Below are 18,061 nucleotides of genomic sequence, written 5' to 3'. Positions count from 1 at the left end.
AATGTGACAGGCAGATGTCAGCCTAAGCCTTGCGGTATAAACGGCGCGGATGACCGATATTACCGTAGAGCATTTCGACTTGTACAAACTGGGTTGCTACGCAGTATTCCAGATAGCGGCGTGCGGTGGTTTTGCTAATGCCGGCATGTGCCACCACGTCTTCCACCGCGTGGGCTACTTCCGGCTGCTCGATGAACAACGCCTGCACCAACTCCAGGGTGATGGTTTCAATCCCTTTGGCACTGGGCTCGTTGGAAAACTGCTTGGACTGCAGGTTATACAACGCATCGACGCTGCTCTGGTCGATGACCTTGAAGGTGCGCTGGGTCTGCACAAACTGCATAAAGCGTTCCAGTGAATTGCGCAGCCGCTTATAGGATACCGGTTTGATGATGTAGTCGAAGGCCCCATTGCGGATCGCCTGGCTACAGGTATTCATGTCGCTGGCGGCGGTGATAAAAATCACCGAGCAACCGGGCTTTTTCACCGCGGCTTCTTCCATTAGCGCAATTCCCTGGCCGTCTGGCAGAAAGTTGTCCAGCAGGATCAGTCGGGGCTGGTGAGCATTCACTTTTGCTCTGGCTTCCGCCAGGGTAGCGGCATAGGCCACCACCCGCAGGTTGAAATTTTTCTCAAGAAATTCGGCGTGCAGCGTGGCCAGTTGCGGCTCGTCTTCCACGATCAGAACGTCCAGTGTCTCAGGTTGCATAGGTCGGATCCGGGTGCTTAAGCTTTGGGGATAAACAGCGAGAAAATGGCGCCGTGCGGATCGTTGTCCGACACTTCGATGCTGCCATGCGCCTGAGCGACGTGGCTAGCCACCAGGTGCAGGCCGATACCGTGGTCGCCCTTATCTTTGGTTGTCACGCCTTGTTCAAACAGCGTATCACGAACCTGCGGTGCAATCCCGGTGCCGCGATCGGCAACTTCGATCACCAGCTCGTTGCTGCTGTCATTGATATAGAGTTCTACCGCTTCGTGCGGCGCCGCGCATTGCAGCGTAGCATCGAACGCGTTATCCAGCAGGTTGCCAATAATCGACATCAGCTCGGTTTCATTCAGCGCGGCGGGGATTTGGCGCAGTTGGCAAGCGGGATCGAAACGGAGCTCGATGCCTTTTTCTCTCGCGCTGGAGTATTTGCCCAACAGCAGGCCACACAACGCGGCGGAGCTGAAGCGCTGGGAAATAAAATCGAGGATCTCCTGTGCGCCTTCCGACTGGGCTTCCACATAGCGGATGGCTTCGTCATAACGTTGCATATGCAGTAATCCGGCGAGCGTGGCCGTCCAGTTCAGCTGTTCGTGGCGCATGATGCGCAGGTTATCGGCATAGCGTTTTACTTGGCTAAGCTGGCTGCTGAGGGTGTTGATGTCGTTCTTGTCGCGGAAACTGATCACCCAGCCCTGTAGCTCCTCTTCCTGCATGATCCGCACCCGGCTGGCAATCACTCGCACATGGTTGAAACGGCACACCTCATCATGGGTGTCGTGCCCCAGTTGCGCTGCGGCAAAGAAATCGGGCTGCGACTGGATGATCTCACCGATGTGCTGGCCCAACAGATTATTGGCCGGTTGGCGCAAATCCAGCAGCTCACGCGCGGCGTGGTTAATCGTGATGATGCGCAGTTGCGGGTCTATGGCGATCACCCCTTCATAGATGGCTTCCAGCAGGGCTTTTTGCTGGCGCACCAGCAGCGCGATCTCTTTCGGCTCTAATGAAAACATCTGGCGTTTCAGGTTCTTCGATAACAGCCAGGAAAAGATAAACAGCGCCATCAATAGCAAGACGATCGAGGCCACGATCTGGGTCAGCGTATGGGCATTTAAACTGTCGATATGGGATTTAAGATAACCGACGGAAACAATACCGATCACCTGATTATTGCCATCGACAATCGGTGCCTTGCTGCGTAATGAAATACCGATCCCCCCATTGCGGATCGAGATAATACTTTTTCCTTCCAGCACCTCTTTATTATCGCCCCCCACCATGGGGGTTCCCAAACGATCGGCATGTTCGGAATGGTAAAGGTGCATGGTATGGCTATCACCGATCACAATATAGCTGGCATCGCTGCTGGCGCGGATTTTTTTCATCAGCGCGGCAATGTATTGCGTATCGTTATTTTCAACTGCGGTGACCAGGGAGGGGATCAGCGCAATTTCACGTGCCTGCACTTGGGCACGGGCACCCAGATCCCGGTGCAACTGCGCATCCAGTTTGTAGTAAGTGTAAACCCCGATCAGCGTCAGCAACACGCAGGAAAAGGCGACCAGGCACAGGAACAGTTTGATATGAAAAGAGAGTTTGATGTGCATGGTTTGCCGCGGATCCTGGTGTCTGTTTGGGTGACTACCCTATCATGAGTCGCCCTTGAAGTAATATTGCCCAAGATCAAGTTGTGAGCATCGGCACGGCTTTATTGTAAGGAGGAATATTGCACAGCGGCGTAGTGAACACTGAACGTGCGATAAAATCAGTAAAACTTAAAATAAGCCTATTATTAACGCCATTAACTCCACGGGCTATTTTACATAAAGGGTATTAACACCATAGAAACCATAACCCCCATTAAAAACCCTTTTTTATTTTGAACAAAATCACAGCGGTGACTCCAAGCGTTTCTCTATGATGGCCGAACAAACAATAAGAGGCCAGATTATGAGCACAACCGATGATTCCTACCTCGTTGCCAAAGATAAAACTGCCGATATTCCGCTGCGTGAGAAGTGGTGGCATATTCTGGATAATTACAAAATAGGGATTATACCGCTGCCCTTCTTCGTGCTGGCCGGAGTGCTGATCCTGCTCGATTGCCTGGCAGGGAAATTACCCAGCGATATCGTGGTGATGGTGGCGACGCTGGCGTTCTTCGGCTTTGCCTGCGGTGAGTTCGGCAAACGCCTGCCGCTGGTGGGGAAAATGGGGGCTGCCGCCATCTGCGCCACCTTTATTCCGTCCGCACTGGTGCACTATGGTTTGCTGCCGGACGTGGTGGTTGAATCCACCACCAAATTCTACAAGTCGACCAATATTCTTTATCTCTATATCTGCTGCATCATCGTCGGCAGCATTATGAGCATGAACCGCCAGGTGCTGATCCAGGGCTTCCTGCGTATCTTTGTGCCGATGTTGTGCGGTGAAGTGGCCGGTATGCTGGTCGGGATGGCGGTGGGCATGGCGTTGGGCCTGGATCCGTTCCAGATCTTCTTCTTCCTGATCCTGCCGATCATGGCAGGGGGCGTGGGGGAAGGGGCGATCCCATTATCGATGGGCTATGCCGCCATTTTGCATATGGAGCAGGGCGTGGCCTTGGGGCGTATCCTGCCGATCGTAATGTTAGGCAGCCTGACGGCGATCGTGATTGCTGGCCTGCTGAACCAATTGGGGAAACGCTATCCACATCTTACCGGCGAAGGTAGCCTGATGCCGAACAAGCAGGGCGATACCGAGGTCGCAGCAACGGAGAAACTGAGCGGTAACGTGGATGTCGCTACTATCGCCTGCGGCGCGCTGCTGGCCATCCTGCTGTATATGGTGGGCATGTTGTTACACCGGCTGATCGGCTTGCCGGCCCCGGTGGGGATGCTGTTTGCCGCAGTGGCGGTGAAGTTGGCACATGGCGTTTCGCCACGCATTCAGCAAGGATCGCAGGTGGTGTATAAATTCTTCCGCACTGCCGTCACCTACCCGATCCTGTTTGCCGTGGGCGTAGCCATCACGCCGTGGCAAGAGCTGGTGGATGCCTTCACCGTGCAGAACCTGATTGTGATCGTTGCCACGGTAAGCACGCTGGTGGCCACTGGTTTCCTGGTTGGCAAGAAGATCGGTATGCATCCGATCGACGTGGCCATTGTTTCCTGCTGCCAGAGCGGGCAAGGCGGAACCGGTGACGTGGCGATCCTGACGGCGGGCAACCGGATGTCGCTGATGCCCTTTGCCCAGATCGCAACGCGCATCGGCGGGGCGATCAACGTTTCGCTGTCGCTGCTGGTGCTGTCGCATTTCTATTGAGTAGTGTGTTGCCGATTTGCCCCGCGAGGATGCGGGGCTTTTTTTATGCTAGATGGCGTCAGGCATTTAGAACGCCCAGTCCTCATCCTCGGTATTCACCGCTTTGCCCATTACGTAGGAAGAGCCGGAACCGGAGAAGAAATCGTGGTTCTCATCGGCGTTAGGGGACAGCGCCGACAGGATCGCCGGATCCACTTGTGCCATTGCCGGTGGGAACAGCGCCTCGTAGCCCAGATTCATCAGCGCCTTGTTGGCGTTATAGTGCAGGAAGGTTTTGACCTCTTCCGTCCAGCCCACTCCGTCGTAGAGCTCTTCGGTATAACGCACCTCGTTGTCGTACAGATCCTGCAACAAATCGAAGGCAAAGTTCTTCACCTGCTGGCGGCGGGCCGGGCTGGCCTGCTCAAGGCCTTTCTGGAACTTGTAACCGATATAGTAGCCATGCACCGCCTCGTCGCGAATGATCAGGCGGATCAGATCGGCGGTGTTGGTCAGCTTGGCCCGGCTCGACCAGTACATGGGCAGGTAAAAGCCGGAATAGAACAGGAACGACTCCAGAAACACGCTGGCGACCTTTTTCAACAGCGGATCGTCGCTGCGATAGTGCGCCAGAATGATGCTGGCTTTTTTCTGCAGCGTGGCGTTTTCCTCACTCCAACGGTAAGCCTCATCGACATCCCGGGTTTGGCATAGGGTGGAGAATATCGAACTGTAGGAACGGGCGTGTACCGCCTCCATAAAGCTGATGTTGGAATACACCGCCTCTTCGTGCGGGGTGATGGAATCGGCGATCAGCGCCGGAGCGCCAACGGTATTCTGGATGGTATCCAGCAGCGTCAGCCCGGTAAATACGCGGATGGTAAGCTGTTGCTCCTTGGCGCTCAGCGTGGCCCAGGACGGAATATCGTTCGACAGCGGCACCTTTTCCGGCAGCCAGAAGTTGCTGGTCAGGCGGTTCCACACCTCCAGATCCTTGTCGTCATCAATCTTGTTCCAGTTGATGGCCTGCACTCGTCGCATTGTCATAATTTTCCTCACAGCGCGCAGGACACGCAGCCCTGCACCTCAGTCCCTTCCAACGCCATCTGGCGCAGGCGGATGTAATAAATGGTCTTGATACCTTTACGCCAGGCGTAGATTTGCGCGCGGTTAATATCGCGGGTGGTGGCGGTATCGCGGAAGAACAGCGTCAGCGACAGCCCCTGATCCACATGCTGCGTGGCGGCGGCGTAGGTATCGATGATCTTTTCCGGGCCAATTTCGTAGGCGTCCTGGTAATACTCCAGGTTGTCGTTGGTCATGTAAGGGGCAGGGTAATAGACCCGGCCAATCTTGCCCTCCTTGCGGATCTCGATGCGTGAGACGATCGGATGGATGCTGGAGGTCGAGTTATTGATGTAGGAGATGGAGCCGGTAGGCGGCACCGCCTGCAGGTTCTGGTTATACAGCCCGTGCATCATCACCGCAGCGCGCAATGCCAACCATTCCTCACGCCCAGGTATGGCGATATTGGCGTTGGCGAACAGCTCACGCACCCGTGCGGTTTTTGGCTGCCACGCCTGCTCGATGTATTTGCTGAAATACTCTCCGCTGGCGTAGGTGGAGTCCTCGAAACCGGTAAAACTGCTGCCGCGCGTTATTGCCAGCCGGTTGGAGGCGAGCAGGGCGTGGTAGGTCACGGTGTAGAAATAGATATTGGTGAAATCGATCCCTTCGTCCGAACCGTAGAAGATGCGTTCGCGCGCCAGATAGCCGTGCAGATTCATCTGGCCGAGGCCGATGGCATGGGAGGCCTGATTCCCGGCGGCGATAGACGGCACCGAGCCGATATCGCTCATATCCGCTACCGCCGTCAGCCCGTAGATCGCGGTTTCCACCGCCTTGCCGAAATCGGGGCATCCATGACTTTGGCAATGTTCAGCGAACCCAGGTTGCAGGAGATATCTTTGCCGATCTCGGCATAGCTCAGATCCTGATGATAACGGCTGGCGCTGTTGACCTGCAGGATCTCCGAGCACAGGTTGCTCATATTAATGCGCCCGGCGATCGGATTGCTGCGGTTGACCGTATCTTCAAACATCATGTACGGATAACCGGATTCGAACTGGATCTCCGCCAGCAGTTGGAAAAACTCACGGGCGTTGATGCGGGATTTGCGGATGCGCTTGTCATCCACCATCTCACGGTATTTTTCGCTGACGCTAATCTCAGACAGCGGCACGCCATACACCTGCTGCACGTCGTAAGGAGAGAACAGGTACATCTCTTCGTTATTCTTTGCCAGCTCGAAGGTGATATCCGGGATCACCACCCCCAGCGACAGGGTTTTGATGCGGATTTTTTCGTCGGCATTTTCCCGCTTGGTATCCAGGAAGCGCAGAATATCGGGGTGATGGGCGTGCAGATACACCGCCCCGGCCCCTTGACGTGCCCCCAGCTGATTGGCGTAAGAAAAGGCATCTTCCAGCATTTTCATTATCGGGATCACCCCGGAAGACTGGTTCTCAATGCGCTTGATTGGCGCACCAACCTCGCGGATATTGCTCAGCAGAAAGGCCACACCACCGCCGCGTTTGGAGAGTTGCAGCGCCGAATTCACCGCACGGCCAATCGACTCCATATTGTCTTCAATACGCAGCAAGAAGCAGGAAACCAGCTCGCCACGCTGCTGTTTGCCGCAGTTGAGGAAGGTGGGCGTCGCGGGTTGGAAGCGCCCGGAGATGATCTCTTCCACCAGATCCTGCGCCAGAGCGGTATCACCCGCTGCCAGCCGCAACGCCACCATGCACACCCGGTCTTCATAGCGTTCCAGATAGCGCTGGCCATCGAAGGTTTTCAGCGTATAGCTGGTGTAATACTTGAAGGCGCCGAGGAAGGTCTCGAAGCGGAATTTCTTGGCATAAGCCTGTTGGAACAGCTGCTTGATAAAGGCGAACTCATACTGCTCCAGCACCGCCGCTTCGTAATATCCCTCATCCACCAGATAGCGCAATTTTTCCGCCAGGTTGTGGAAGAACACGGTGTTTTGGTTAACGTGCTGCAAAAAGTATTGCCTGGCGGCCAGCCGATCCTTATCGAACTGGATGCGCCCTTCGGCGTCGTAAAGGTTGAGCATCGCGTTGAGCGAATGGTAATCCAGCGTGGCGCTGGCGGGCCTGGTCAGTTCTGTCGTTGCCAAAATGCGGTGACTCCCTGTTGAACGATAGCGACGTCTTGTGTAGTGCCGAGTAGCTCAAAACGATAAAGCACCGGTACCTGGCATTTTTTGGCGATGATGTCACCGGCGATGCCATACGCTGCGCCGAAATTGGTGTTACCTGCGGCAATCACACCACGCAGGTAACCGCGATTTTGCGGATCATTGAGAAAACGGATCACCTGGATCGGTACGGCACCGACGCTGCTGCCACCGCCATAACTGGGCACGATCAGGATATAAGGGTGATCCATCAGTACTTTTTTACTGCCAGCGATCGGGATGCGTATCGCTGGCAGTGCCAGCTTCTCAACGAATCTGTGGGTGTTCTCCGAACTGCTGGAGAAGTAGACCAGCGGATCCATGGCACACCTCAGGAGGTTAGGGCGTTAGCTAACGCGCCGATCTTGTCCGGGCGGAAACCAGACCAGTGATCGTCACCGGCAATAATCACCGGAACCTGCTGATAGCCCAGTGATTTAACGTGGTTCAGCGCTTGCTGATCCTGGGTCAGATCGACCACGCGATAGTCGATCCCTTGTCTATCCAGGGCACGGTAGGTGGCATTGCACTGGACACAATCTGGTTTAGTGTAAATAATAATACTCATGATTCGCATTTACCTTTTGTATTGAAGGAAAGGCGGATAAGTCAGAAAGTTGAGCATGATAGGGCGTTTCTGACGGCGTCACCAACCCAAGCGTTTCCCCCTGTGCGGATGAATGAATACTATATGTTGATATTTATATTATCAACATCACTATATGTGGTGTTTTTCGGTTTTTGGTGCGCAGGCCGCGCCGAGGCTGGAAAAGCGATGGGGAAATATTTTTTGCGATGCGGATCGAGCAGGCCGGGTTGCCCCGGCCAGCAAAATTACTGCCGCATGCTGACTGCCAGGCGGTTAAAGGCGTTCATAATGCTGATGGCAAAGGTCAGGTCGCTGATTTCGGCATCGCTGAAATGGGCTTTCAGGGCGTCAAAAGCGCTGTCCGGTGCGCCGGTTGCCGCAATCAGGGTGACCGCTTCGGCCCATTCCAACGCGGCACGTTCTGCCTCGCTGAATTCATGGCTGACGCGCCAGCCGGCCAGCGTATCCAGCTTGGCGTGGCTCGCTCCCCCTGCACGCAGCGCCTTGCCGTGCATATCCAGGCAGAAAGCGCAGCCGTTGATCTGCGAAACGCGCATAAACATCAGCTCAATGATCGCTTTATCCAGCGTGCCTTTTTCTAACCCGCCCAATGCGCTCACCATGGCTTTATAAGGGGCCGGTGACAGTTCGGCGTACTGCAAACGTTGCTTGATCATGTTCAAACCTCGGATTAATGACGTAACCAATGTATGGCGCTACTTTAGCCGCGATATGGTCTATGCTATAGAGCCATAAAATGATTATTTAACCAGGCCATGACACGTAGTGCTCATCAATTCAGACGGCCCATTTTCCCCTCACCCCAACCCTCTCCCAATGTACGGTTCGAGGTTCGTCACGAACACTTGTGTGGGGAGAGGGAGCCAGTCCGGAGTCGCCGTTGGGCGCAGGTGGTCATTTGTGGCACGGTATGTCCCCTCTCCCTGTGGGCTGTCTCTTATACACAACTCGGCATATTACTGTTTTTTATGGGAATTATTTCAAGCGAATCAATAGGGCACTCGGAAAAATTCTCTTTAAAATCAGCCTGCTATGTTTCTCAAATTACGGCCATTTGACCGCAACTTGAGATGTGTATAAGAGACAGCCCTGTGGGAGAGGGTTAGGGTGAGGGGGATTAAGCCATGACACGCCATATTTTTGCTACCCTGCGGCTGGACCACCAACAGGCCGAGCCCCTATACCGACAGATCTATCTGCGGATTAAAGACGCTATCGTGCAGGGCACCCTGATGGCCAACAGCCGTTTACCTTCGGTACGCGGCTTGGCTAGCGATCTGGGGGTAGCACGTGCGACGGTTGAGAATGCCTACGCTGCGCTGGTTGCCGAAGGTTTTCTGCAAAGCCGGGGCCAGGCGGGAACCTATGTCTCCTCCCAGTTGCTGAAAATGCCTGAGCGCGCCGAGCTCTCAGCGGCTCCCCCTTTGGCGACTCCGGCACCTTCCGCATTTCAGTCTCATCCCGCTGGGCCGACTCAGCCTTTCCAGCTTGGTCTGCCCGCGTTGGATGCCTTCCCACGGGCGGTATGGCAGCGCATCGTTGCCCGACAGTTGCGTGGCACTACGATGGCCGCACTGGCACACCCACCACCTAATGGCCTGCCGGAACTGCGCGAGGCAATCGTCCATTACCTCCACCTTTCCCGTGGCATTGTTTGTCGGCCGGAGCAGGTATTTATCTGTGCGGGTTATCAGGCTTTGATAGAGCTGGTGATCAACGCGTTGTTGCAGCCGGGAGAGGCGGTCTGGCTGGAAGACCCTGGTTATCCGGTTACCCAGCCGCTGTTTAGCGCCGCCGGAATGCAAATTGTCCCAGTGCCGGTTGATGAGGAAGGGATGGATATTGACGCCGGTATTGCCACCCGGCCAGACGCCCGCATGGCGGTGCTGACGCCGACTCACCAAAGCCCGCTGGGCGTTACCCTCAGCCTGGCCCGGCGTATGGCGCTGCTGGATTGGGCAACCCGTCACTCGGCCTGGATCATCGAAGACGATTACGACAGCGAATGCCGCTACTACGGCAAACCCTTGCCGCCGCTAAAAAGCCTCGACCGTCAGGGGCGGGTGCTGTACGCCGGGACCTTCAGCAAAACCCTGTTTCCGGCGTTACGCATGGCCTATCTGGTGGTGCCCGCAGAGCAGACGGCGGCTTTTGAGCGCTGTAGTCAGCTGCGAGGCTGTGGTTGCCCACCGTTACTGCAAGCCGGAGTGGCCGATTTTATCACCGGAGGGCATTTTTACCGCCATCTAAAGCGCATGCGGTTGCTGTATCGCCAGCGGCGCGCATGGTTGGTGCAGGCCCTGACACAGCGGCTTGCAGACTATTTGACGGTGGCACCACAGGCCGGGGGCATCCAGATGTTGGCTCATTTGAAGGCAGGGCTCAATGACAGTGAGCTGGCCAAGAGAGCCTGGCAACAAGGGTTGTCGATACAGGCATTGTCGGATTGGCAGATGTCTTCGCCTGCCGATAATGGCTTATTGATGGGCTTTGGCAACTTTACCAGCTATAGCGAAGCAGAGCGCGCGGTGGACCGGCTGGCGGCAATTATCGAGAGCGGAAAATAAAGCGGCCCACGGAAAACCGTGGGCCAGACGCACATCTGTTTTTATGGTTAAAACCAGCTACATGGGTTAACGCCGTGCAAGCAAGACGCCGAGCACGATACCAACAGCGGCACCGATGCCTACGCCCTGCCAAGGTTTGTCTCGTACATAGCTATCGGCATTGCCAACTACGTCGCGAGCATGTTGTGTCAGGCTGCTGGAACCGCTGAAGCGTGCACGGGCATCGCGTAATATCCCTTTTGCCTTGTTGTGCAGTTCATGCAGTTCTTCTTTGGTCTTGCTGCTGGAATCGCGTAATACTTCATCCAACGTATCTGCCAGCAGGTTCACGTCCTGATCGATGTCTCGTTCTACTTTATCTGTCTTGTTAAACATTCGACTCTCCGTTACGACACATGTCCTTTAAGTGTAGACCATTTTTAGAAGTGTGCTGGCGATCACGAAAATTAACGGCTATCCCCGCGAATAACGAGGCTTTTTTCTGGCTTTACCCCAGCCTGAGGGCCTGGCTACAGGCTCTGTACATTTGGTTACTCAGCGAAACCAATCACTCACGGAAGCCTGACATTGATTCCATTATTATCTCTTCAACGGCCCAACCGGGCTTACCGATAAACACAATCTGAGGATTTAAAGATGAAAAAAGTATTAGCGCTGATCGTTGCTGCCACCATGGGCCTGTCTTCTGTTGCTTTCGCTGCTGATACTGCGGCTGCACCGGCACCAACTGCGGCTCCTACTACTGCGGCTCCTGCGGCTGAGAAAGCTCCAGCTAAAGCGACTCACCACAAGAAAGAACACAAGAAAGCCACCAAAAAAGCACCAGAGCAGAAAGCTCAGGCCGCTAAAAAGCACAGCAAAAAAGCGCCAGTAGCTCAGAAAGCTCAGGCTGCCAAAAAGCATCACAAAGCCGCCACCAAACCAGCTCAAAAAGCTCAGGCCGCTAAAAAACACCACAAAGCTGCTGCTACCAAAGCGCCAGTAGCTCAGAAAGCTCAGGCTGCTAAAAAGCACCACAAAGCCGCAGCTAAACCAGCTCAGAAAGCCCAGGCTGCTAAGAAACACCACAAATCAAGCAAGAAAGCCGCTGCTCCAGCTGCTAAATAAGTGAAGATAGCGGAGCCGTCAAAGGTTCCGCATCCTCTGCTGAATACTCTGACACCCGGTTTTCCGGGTGTCTTCTTTTGAGGTGAGGTCATCATGATGAACCGCTACCTGTTTGAAGTGATCTTCAGTGCCGTCACGCTATGTGGTCTGGTGGTTGCCTGGCAATTGTTCCTGGCCAGCAGCTTCCTGTAATTATTGCCCTATAGGCGTTTCGTGCAGGTGCAGCCAGCGTAGCCCGTCGGCGGTCTGGGTAAAGACCACGGTAGAATAACGCAGGGTCGCAGGTTGGCCTGGCAGCGTTTGCTTCTCGCGATAGTTGACTACGGCCCCCGTTGCCCATTCTGCGACCATCTTCATTTCTTCGATCACAATCTCCAGCCCCGGCTTTGCAGCCCGATGCGCCTGGAAAAATGCTCCTAGCTCGTTAGATCCCAGCTTGCTGCCGTTTAGGGCAATCATGGAAAAATCTGCGTGAAACCGTGCCAAGAGCGGTTGCAGTTCCCCAGCCCCTTTTCCCAGCCAGTCGGCGATAGCCACATGGGCGTCAATCACTTCGGTAAAATAACGATTCATCAGGATCCCTGTTCAGCGTTGAGATGGCGCACGATGGCGCGGTTGGTAATACGCAGGCACAGCAGCATCGGGAACAGCGTACTGGCTGCGGCGAGATAAAAACAGTAACGATAGGCCACGATCGGTTCCAAATGGCCGAGCAACAGATTGAGCAACAGGCTGAGCAGAGTAACGCCAAAGCAAAAGCTCAACTGGCGGTTGATATTCCATAACGCGCTGGCATCGGCCAACTGGGTGTCGGCAACGGTGAGAAAGGCGCAGCTTTGTGCCGTGCTGCTACACAGGCTGCCACCCAGCCCCATCAAGGCAAACGCAAAGATTTGCCAGCTATGCTGCCCGGCATCGCCGATCTGCGATAAGGCCAGCATCCCCAGCCCTTGCAAAGCACAACCGGCAATAAACAGCGGGCGCGGGCCGCAACGGTTGAAAACCTTGCCGGTCAGGGTGATGGCGGCGAAAGAGGCCAGTGACCAGGGAACCATCAGCCCGCCAACCTGAGTGGCCGACATACCCAGCTGGTTTTGCAGATACAGCATAGCCACCAGACTGACGCCAATGAACAGACCAGGGATGCACTGGTAGACGATCATGGCGATGCGTAACTGCGGATCCAATACCAGCCGCAGGTTCAGCAGTGGGTGTGGATGGCGCAGGCTGTGCCGCAGGTAGTAAGCAAACACCAACAGCCCAGCGAACAGCAAGATTGCGCCTTGCAACAGCAAATGGGGTTCGCTCAGACGGGTCAGGCCAAGCAGGATCAAGGTGAGTGCCAGGCAGGCGCTAATCAGCCCGGTGACGTCCAGCCGTTTAACCTCGCTGGCCGCAGGCTCGTTACGCAGCCAAAAAATAGCCAACAACAAGGCCAGTGCTGCCAGTGGCAGATTGCTGAAAAATACCCAGCGCCAGTCAAGATGATCGACAATCAGGCCACCTAATGCCGGGGAGAGCGCCGGAGCCAGCAGCCCCACCAGCATGATGGCGGCGGAAAGCCCAGCGCGTTCATGGCTGCGAAACAGCTGATAGGTGAGCGTTTGGCCAATCGGGATCAGCAACCCTCCGCCCATACCTTGTATCACCCGCCAGCCGATCAGTGCTTCGATCGAGCCAGCGCGGCCTGCCGCCGTGGTTGCCAGCATAAACAGTACCAACGACAGTAAAAAAACCTGCCGCCCGCCAATACGTTGCGCTAGCCAGGCGCTGAGCGGGATCACCAGCGTCAGGCCAAGCAGGTAACCATTGCTGATCCAGGCCAGTTGGCTGATGCTGGCCTGCAAAGCATGGCCGATCGCTGGGTAGGCGACGTTGGCGATAAACATGTTGATCAGATCGACAAAGAATCCGAGCAGATAGACGATTGCCACTTTAGTGCGATAAGCCATGAAGCCTCCGGTTGAAGGCGTGCAGTGTAGCGGGCGGGAAAGGGCTGATAAATCGGCGCAGAGCGATTACACTGTCAAAAATATTTTGACAGTGGGTGGGTGAAAGATGCTCAATTTAGCCAGGTTAGCGATGTTTGTGGCGGTGGTCGACACCGGCAGTTTTACCGCTGCGGCGGATGCGCTGGGGCAAACCAAGGCGGTGGTTAGCTTTAACATCAAGCAGTTGGAAAGTGAGCTAGGCGTTTCATTGCTGGTGCGCAGTACGCGGCGGCTGTCACTCACCGATGCTGGCGAGCGCTTTTACCCGCGTTGCCAACGGTTATTACAGGATGCGGAATACCTGCTCGACGATGTGCGCCGCGATCATCATGGCTTGAGTGGCATTCTGCGCATCACCAGCACGCCGGAATATGGTGCGCAGGTGGTGGTTCCGGCCTTGGCCGCCTTCGCGCAGTTGCACCCGCGCTTACGCATTCAGCACGTTTCTTCTTCTTACCATGCGGATTTGATTTCCGAGCGGTTTGACGTGGCTATCCGCCTGGGTCAACTGGCGGACTCCAATCATCATGCGGCGCTGATCGATAATTTCGCTATCTTACCGGTGGCTGCACCGGCCTATCTGGCACAGCAGCCGATCGCGTCACTGCCCCAACTGGCTCAGGCTGCCTGGCTGGCCCACAGCCGTCTCCCTTCGCCGCTGAGTTGGCAAGTACTCACCCCTGAACGTCAGGCGGTGTTATTCAAAGTGGAAGATGACGCCAGGCTGATGGCCGATAGTGCCACTGCGTTGCTGACTTTCGCGTTACAGGGGGCGGGTGTGGCCCTGCTGCCAGAATGGCTGGTACGGCCCGTTATTGCTAACGGGCAATTGTGCCACCTGCTGCCAGATCACCAGTTTCCGGCACAGAGCATTTATGCACTCTATCCCAACACGCGCCATGTACCGGAGAAGGTCCGGGCGTTTATCGATTTCCTGCGGGCGCGGATAGCCACGGCTGAATAAAAGCCAGCACGGCAGCGATGGTTTGCTGGTGGGCATGTTCACGTTCAGCAGGAGAAGACCCACAGATAAAGGTTTCCCCTTCCTCCGCTAATATCTCCGGGGCTGTTGGGGTACAAAGCTGTAAGAAATCGAAGTGATTGCTGCCCGGCAGGACGACGGCCTTGATTGGCTGCTGCCCGCTGTGCGTTGCTAGCGACTCAGCTCCCAGGCTTTCCGGATCGTTACCTGGCATAAAATGTTGCGCGGCGATGACCAGCAGCGGCGCGCTGATTTGGCGCAGGCTGGCCGGTTGCAGATAGGGCACCATGCCTGGGTCCAAGGCGATGGCGAAGCGGATGCGGGCATCGGTGTAATTAGCGTCAAACTGGGTGGCAGAGATACTGTTCTTGTTAACACCGGCATAAAACAGGCAGTTAGGCGATCGTGGCTGCTGTTGGCAACCGGCAATAAAATCCTTTAACGCGACCCGGCCACCAATCGCAGAGATGGCGCTATAGCCACCTTTGGAATGCCCCGCCACGCCAATGGCCTGTGCGTTGATCCGCGGCTGCCATGTGCCATCCTTGAGCATGGCGTCGATCAGCGCCGAGATATCGCGCGTTTGTTGCCACAGTTCGAGCGATTTTGCCGGAATGGAATCACCGCTGGTGCTGCCCGGATGGTTGGCTGCAACCACAATCACGCCTTGTTCCACCAATGCTTTCGCCAGCCAAGCTTGGCTGCTATTGTTGCCACCGCTGCCGTGGCTGATGATCATCAGTGGAAAATGTCCGGTTGCTGGCGGGGCGTCTGGCAGAGCAGGGATGCCTGCAAATACCGGCCTGCCACCGACCTGTTGCAGCTGGCCTTGAGCGTTTGTGGGGTAATAGATACGGGTGACCAATGGGCGATCGCCGTTATAAAACGTTTGCAGGCGGCTGGCAACCTGCCAGGGGGCAGCGGTAGTGACACTGCTAAACAGCAGGCACAAGATCCATAACTTTTTCATAATGACTCCTTCAAGGGGAAAACCAAACCATGGCATCCGCGTTCTCCTGGCGCGACCTAGATCGCGATCCAGGTCGTTAAGCGATTGTTTTAGCTGATTATGGTCTCTACACTGGGGCGTTCCCGAACAACCACAGAGGTAACATGCCGCTTATCCCGCTGTCTTTTCTCTTCAGCCTGTTGTGCCTGGCATTGATCGTGCGCCTGGGTTGGCCACGGCCACACCGTTGGCTGCTACAGCTGTTGCTGTTGATCTGCGCTTGGCAAAGCCTGCTGGTGGGGATCCGTTTTGGCTATCAGCAACCTTGGGTCGCTATTTTGCAACCGCTGGGGGCCGCCCTGATCCCGCCATTGTGTTATCTGGTGCTGATGTTACAAGCCCGTGGGCCGATGGGGTGGCGCGTCGTTGGGCATCTGACGTTCCCGCTGCTGGTGTTATTGGTGCAGTGGCGCGCATTGGCGGCGCTGGATGGGCTGATCGTTATTGGCTATCTCGGTTACGGCGCGGCTATTTTGCTGTACCTACGGCGCGGCGAGAATGCCTTGCAGCAGGTGGCGCTGGCGGACAGTTGGCTGAGCTATCGCTTATGGTGCGGATTAGGCGGCCTGCTGATCGTATGCGGCCTGACCGAGTTGGCGATCACTCTGGATTATTCGCTGTTAGCCGGTAGGCATGCTGGTGCACTGGCGGCCTTTGGCAATGTGATGATGGTCCTGGGGATAGGTTTGGTGCTTGGCCGTGAGCGCCAACAGCCGGAACCCGAAGAGCAGCCCTTGCCACCAGCGAAAACCGAGGCGCTAACAGAGGATGACGAACACTGCTTTGAGCTGATCAACCAACGACTACGCCAGGACGATCTCTATCTGGAACCGGCGCTGAACCTGGCCCGGTTAGCGCGCAAGGTGGGCATACCGGCACGTAAGGTCTCTCAGGCGATTAACCAGCAGGCGGGGATGAACGTATCCCAATACGTGAATCAATTACGCATTCAGCAAGCGGCGCAGTGGTTGAGCAGCAGCGATCGCCCGGTGACCGAGATTATGCTGGAGGCCGGTTTCAGCACCAAATCCAACTTTAACCGTGAGTTTCTGCGGGTTCAGGGGATGAGCCCCAGCGAATGGCGTAGGCAACAGGCGGGTGGTCTATAGCTGCAGATTATTCCTAAACCAGAATGAGTACGGATAAATTAATTGTTTCATCTCCTGATTACGGTAAGGTCGCAAAGCTACCCAGAACTGAGAGGAGAAATAGATGTATTTACGGCCGGATGAAGTGGCTAAGGTGTTAGAGAGTACCGGTTTTGAGCGTGATTATGTCACCGATCAGACCTACGGTTTTCGCAAGGGCGAGCACTACGTGTATGTGAATCGGGAAGCGCGAATGGGCAGAATGGCGTTGGTGATCCACCCGGCGTTGAAAGAGAAGAGCCTCCATTTTGCTACGCCGACCTCGTTGATGCGAAACAGCGAGCAGTATCTTGAGTTTCCTCTGGATTTAAGCGGTGATACGCCCAACACGCGTTACGGCATTCCTCACGGTTTCAGCTCCCGCGATGCGCTCTCGCGCTATCTCTACAGCATGTTCCTTTAAACTCTCCCCCGTTGCCGGGGGAAAGCTTCACCAGTTGGTCAGCGCTTCCCGGTTATAACGTTCATTGTAGGCCCGGCGGAACTGCGCCAGTTCAAACGCATCCAGATCCAGTTCGGCAAAGTAAAACAGCGCCGCCTCGGTGTGCTCGGCGTGCAGTTCCGGCGACAGCCCGGCGCGCAGCAGCGTTTCCCGCCACAGGCCAATCTGCTCATCGTCCGCCTGCTTGATAAACGTCAGGTAGATAAACAGCATATAGGCGGCCTGATGCATCTCTTCGGTATAGCCGTTGTTCAACATGCGGATAAAGCTTTGGCTGTGGCGGCTGCCCATCTCCTGCAGCATGGACTCCACCAGCATCGGCTTTACTTTCAGCAAATGCGCCAGTGAATCTATCGCCTTGCGGGTGTCGGAAGTCAGGACACGATAGCCAATAATGAAAACTACGATCAGGGCGGCGATGATGATCCACGTCATGTATGATTTTTACCGTCTTGGTGCGCAGCATACGCGCCTGAAATTGTCAGTGTTGCTCGCCGCTGAAATTGTCTGCGGCCCGTTGTTTATTATGGACATGGCGATTAAAGGTCGCGGCATCTTGTGCCAGCGCATCCAAATGGGCACCCAGCATCTTGATCTGCTTGACCAGGGCATGCTGTTCCGGCACCGAACTGGCGGTGCTTAGTTTGTTGACCAGCTGTTCATTCTGCATGCGCAGCGCGGTTTCACGCCGTTGCGCTTCGGCCAACTGTTGTTGCAGAGCCTGGTAGCTTTGTTGCCATTCACGGTGCTGCTGTTCGAAGCTGGCTTGTAACTCATTCATTGCATTCTGAAACTGGATTTCCAGCTCGCGCATATTCATGGGTTGGATCCTTTGCGGCACTCAATAATGGCCTGCAGTATAACGAAAAGCGCTCATAACCTCACCCGTTGCCGTCAATTCCTCACTTGCAACCCTGGCAAGGCGTCTTACAATCAAGCCATTCCCACTAAA

18 protein-coding genes and 1 pseudogene are annotated in these 18,061 nt (G+C 55.4%); 6 read left to right on the top strand and 13 right to left on the bottom strand.

Going from position 1 to position 18,061, the window contains the following annotated elements; translation table 11 throughout:
- Positions 1-22: 22 nt before the first annotated feature.
- Together D9980_RS14190 and D9980_RS14185 are read right to left on the bottom strand one after the other, a co-directional pair.
- On the bottom strand, positions 23-709 hold the full coding sequence (locus D9980_RS14190; protein WP_121607638.1) for a response regulator: 687 nt from the start codon (positions 707-709) through the stop codon (positions 23-25).
- A gap of 17 nt (positions 710-726) precedes the next feature.
- Positions 727-2,319, bottom strand: coding sequence for a sensor histidine kinase (locus D9980_RS14185; protein ID WP_121607637.1), 1,593 nt, complete (start codon positions 2,317-2,319; stop codon positions 727-729).
- 343 nt (positions 2,320-2,662) lie between these two features.
- Between D9980_RS14185 and D9980_RS14180 the strand changes: the two genes are divergently transcribed.
- Positions 2,663-4,015, top strand: a complete 1,353-nt coding sequence (locus D9980_RS14180; protein WP_121607636.1) for a 2-hydroxycarboxylate transporter family protein — start codon at positions 2,663-2,665, stop codon at positions 4,013-4,015.
- Positions 4,016-4,081: 66 nt separating this feature from the next.
- On the opposite strand, the gene nrdF is transcribed toward D9980_RS14180, so the two are convergent.
- The 5 genes and pseudogenes from nrdF to D9980_RS14155 all read right to left on the bottom strand — a co-directional run bounded on the left by nrdF (position 4,082) and on the right by D9980_RS14155 (position 8,519).
- Positions 4,082-5,041: a class 1b ribonucleoside-diphosphate reductase subunit beta gene (gene nrdF / locus D9980_RS14175; RefSeq protein ID WP_024484828.1), complete on the bottom strand. Its 960-nt coding sequence runs from the start codon at positions 5,039-5,041 to the stop codon at positions 4,082-4,084.
- 8 nt (positions 5,042-5,049) lie between these two features.
- A pseudogene (nrdE, locus tag D9980_RS14170) lies at positions 5,050-7,193 on the bottom strand (class 1b ribonucleoside-diphosphate reductase subunit alpha).
- The gene (gene nrdI, locus D9980_RS14165; protein ID WP_024484826.1) at positions 7,175-7,576 is read right to left on the bottom strand and encodes a class Ib ribonucleoside-diphosphate reductase assembly flavoprotein NrdI; all 402 of its coding nucleotides are present in this window, start codon (positions 7,574-7,576) and stop codon (positions 7,175-7,177) included. The pseudogene nrdE and the gene nrdI overlap by 19 nt, the downstream one beginning before the upstream one ends.
- Positions 7,577-7,584: 8 nt before the next feature.
- Entirely contained in the window at positions 7,585-7,821 is a 237-nt protein-coding gene (gene nrdH, locus D9980_RS14160; RefSeq protein WP_024484825.1) for a glutaredoxin-like protein NrdH, read from the bottom strand.
- Between the two features lie 266 nt (positions 7,822-8,087).
- Positions 8,088-8,519 (bottom strand): carboxymuconolactone decarboxylase family protein, encoded by a 432-nt coding sequence (locus D9980_RS14155; protein ID WP_121607635.1) that lies wholly within the window; start codon positions 8,517-8,519, stop codon positions 8,088-8,090.
- 468 nt (positions 8,520-8,987) lie between these two features.
- Here D9980_RS14155 and D9980_RS14150 point away from each other — a divergent pair, with 468 nt between their 5' ends.
- Complete coding sequence (locus tag D9980_RS14150) at positions 8,988-10,430, top strand: PLP-dependent aminotransferase family protein (RefSeq protein WP_121607634.1); 1,443 nt, start codon at positions 8,988-8,990, stop codon at positions 10,428-10,430.
- 66 nt (positions 10,431-10,496) lie between these two features.
- On the opposite strand, the gene D9980_RS14145 is transcribed toward D9980_RS14150, so the two are convergent.
- Positions 10,497-10,805 carry a YqjD family protein gene (locus D9980_RS14145; RefSeq protein WP_121607633.1) on the bottom strand — a complete coding sequence of 103 codons (309 nt, stop codon included), beginning with the start codon at positions 10,803-10,805 and terminating at the stop codon, positions 10,497-10,499.
- Positions 10,806-11,066: 261 nt separating this feature from the next.
- On the opposite strand from D9980_RS14145, the gene asr reads away from it, so the two are divergent.
- On the top strand, positions 11,067-11,537 hold the full coding sequence (asr, locus tag D9980_RS14140) for an acid resistance repetitive basic protein Asr (RefSeq protein WP_024530923.1): 471 nt from the start codon (positions 11,067-11,069) through the stop codon (positions 11,535-11,537).
- A gap of 192 nt (positions 11,538-11,729) precedes the next feature.
- On the opposite strand, the gene D9980_RS14135 is transcribed toward asr, so the two are convergent.
- Both D9980_RS14135 and D9980_RS14130 read right to left on the bottom strand, forming a co-directional pair.
- On the bottom strand, positions 11,730-12,110 hold the full coding sequence (locus D9980_RS14135; RefSeq protein ID WP_121607632.1) for a DUF4440 domain-containing protein: 381 nt from the start codon (positions 12,108-12,110) through the stop codon (positions 11,730-11,732).
- Positions 12,110-13,489, bottom strand: coding sequence for an MFS transporter (locus D9980_RS14130; RefSeq protein WP_121607631.1), 1,380 nt, complete (start codon positions 13,487-13,489; stop codon positions 12,110-12,112). Before D9980_RS14130 ends, D9980_RS14135 begins: the two co-directional genes overlap by 1 nt.
- Before the next feature lie 106 nt (positions 13,490-13,595).
- Between D9980_RS14130 and D9980_RS14125 the strand changes: the two genes are divergently transcribed.
- Positions 13,596-14,492 (top strand): LysR family transcriptional regulator, encoded by an 897-nt coding sequence (locus D9980_RS14125; RefSeq protein WP_121607630.1) that lies wholly within the window; start codon positions 13,596-13,598, stop codon positions 14,490-14,492.
- On the opposite strand, the gene D9980_RS14120 is transcribed toward D9980_RS14125, so the two are convergent.
- A complete protein-coding gene (locus tag D9980_RS14120; protein ID WP_121607629.1) occupies positions 14,452-15,480 on the bottom strand; it encodes a dienelactone hydrolase in 1,029 nt (342 codons plus the stop codon). The two genes, D9980_RS14125 and D9980_RS14120, sit on opposite strands and share 41 nt — an antisense overlap.
- Before the next feature lie 143 nt (positions 15,481-15,623).
- On the opposite strand from D9980_RS14120, the gene D9980_RS14115 reads away from it, so the two are divergent.
- Together D9980_RS14115 and D9980_RS14110 are read left to right on the top strand one after the other, a co-directional pair.
- The gene (locus D9980_RS14115; RefSeq protein ID WP_121607628.1) at positions 15,624-16,628 is read left to right on the top strand and encodes an AraC family transcriptional regulator; all 1,005 of its coding nucleotides are present in this window, start codon (positions 15,624-15,626) and stop codon (positions 16,626-16,628) included.
- A 103-nt stretch (positions 16,629-16,731) separates the two neighbouring features.
- The gene (locus D9980_RS14110) at positions 16,732-17,070 is read left to right on the top strand and encodes a DUF2002 family protein (protein ID WP_021178947.1); all 339 of its coding nucleotides are present in this window, start codon (positions 16,732-16,734) and stop codon (positions 17,068-17,070) included.
- 27 nt (positions 17,071-17,097) lie between these two features.
- Here D9980_RS14110 and D9980_RS14105 read toward each other — a convergent pair whose 3' ends face one another.
- Positions 17,098-17,544: a DUF1198 family protein gene (locus D9980_RS14105; RefSeq protein WP_121607627.1), complete on the bottom strand. Its 447-nt coding sequence runs from the start codon at positions 17,542-17,544 to the stop codon at positions 17,098-17,100.
- A 46-nt stretch (positions 17,545-17,590) separates the two neighbouring features.
- The gene (locus tag D9980_RS14100) at positions 17,591-17,929 is read right to left on the bottom strand and encodes an MbeD/MobD family mobilization/exclusion protein (protein WP_024485125.1); all 339 of its coding nucleotides are present in this window, start codon (positions 17,927-17,929) and stop codon (positions 17,591-17,593) included.
- Positions 17,930-18,061: the final 132 nt, after the last annotated feature.

It is taken from the genome of Serratia sp. 3ACOL1, from assembly GCF_003668775.1.
Classification (GTDB): domain Bacteria; phylum Pseudomonadota; class Gammaproteobacteria; order Enterobacterales; family Enterobacteriaceae; genus Chania; species Chania fonticola.
This window is presented reverse-complemented; position numbering and strand designations above follow the sequence as displayed.

Excerpts from the sequence above, each read along its gene's own strand:
- D9980_RS14190 (WP_121607638.1), bottom strand. The coding sequence starts at position 709 with ATGCAACCTGAGACACTGGACGTTCTGATCGTGGAAGACGAGCCGCAA.
- D9980_RS14185 (WP_121607637.1), bottom strand. The coding sequence starts at position 2,319 with ATGCACATCAAACTCTCTTTTCATATCAAACTGTTCCTGTGCCTGGTC.
- D9980_RS14180 (WP_121607636.1), top strand. The coding sequence starts at position 2,663 with ATGAGCACAACCGATGATTCCTACCTCGTTGCCAAAGATAAAACTGCC.
- nrdF (WP_024484828.1), bottom strand. The coding sequence starts at position 5,041 with ATGACAATGCGACGAGTGCAGGCCATCAACTGGAACAAGATTGATGAC.
- nrdI (WP_024484826.1), bottom strand. The coding sequence starts at position 7,576 with ATGGATCCGCTGGTCTACTTCTCCAGCAGTTCGGAGAACACCCACAGA.
- nrdH (WP_024484825.1), bottom strand. The coding sequence starts at position 7,821 with ATGAGTATTATTATTTACACTAAACCAGATTGTGTCCAGTGCAATGCC.
- D9980_RS14155 (WP_121607635.1), bottom strand. The coding sequence starts at position 8,519 with ATGATCAAGCAACGTTTGCAGTACGCCGAACTGTCACCGGCCCCTTAT.
- D9980_RS14150 (WP_121607634.1), top strand. The coding sequence starts at position 8,988 with ATGACACGCCATATTTTTGCTACCCTGCGGCTGGACCACCAACAGGCC.
- D9980_RS14145 (WP_121607633.1), bottom strand. The coding sequence starts at position 10,805 with ATGTTTAACAAGACAGATAAAGTAGAACGAGACATCGATCAGGACGTG.
- asr (WP_024530923.1), top strand. The coding sequence starts at position 11,067 with ATGAAAAAAGTATTAGCGCTGATCGTTGCTGCCACCATGGGCCTGTCT.
- D9980_RS14135 (WP_121607632.1), bottom strand. The coding sequence starts at position 12,110 with ATGAATCGTTATTTTACCGAAGTGATTGACGCCCATGTGGCTATCGCC.
- D9980_RS14130 (WP_121607631.1), bottom strand. The coding sequence starts at position 13,489 with ATGGCTTATCGCACTAAAGTGGCAATCGTCTATCTGCTCGGATTCTTT.
- D9980_RS14125 (WP_121607630.1), top strand. The coding sequence starts at position 13,596 with ATGCTCAATTTAGCCAGGTTAGCGATGTTTGTGGCGGTGGTCGACACC.
- D9980_RS14120 (WP_121607629.1), bottom strand. The coding sequence starts at position 15,480 with ATGAAAAAGTTATGGATCTTGTGCCTGCTGTTTAGCAGTGTCACTACC.
- D9980_RS14115 (WP_121607628.1), top strand. The coding sequence starts at position 15,624 with ATGCCGCTTATCCCGCTGTCTTTTCTCTTCAGCCTGTTGTGCCTGGCA.
- D9980_RS14110 (WP_021178947.1), top strand. The coding sequence starts at position 16,732 with ATGTATTTACGGCCGGATGAAGTGGCTAAGGTGTTAGAGAGTACCGGT.
- D9980_RS14105 (WP_121607627.1), bottom strand. The coding sequence starts at position 17,544 with ATGACGTGGATCATCATCGCCGCCCTGATCGTAGTTTTCATTATTGGC.
- D9980_RS14100 (WP_024485125.1), bottom strand. The coding sequence starts at position 17,929 with ATGAATATGCGCGAGCTGGAAATCCAGTTTCAGAATGCAATGAATGAG.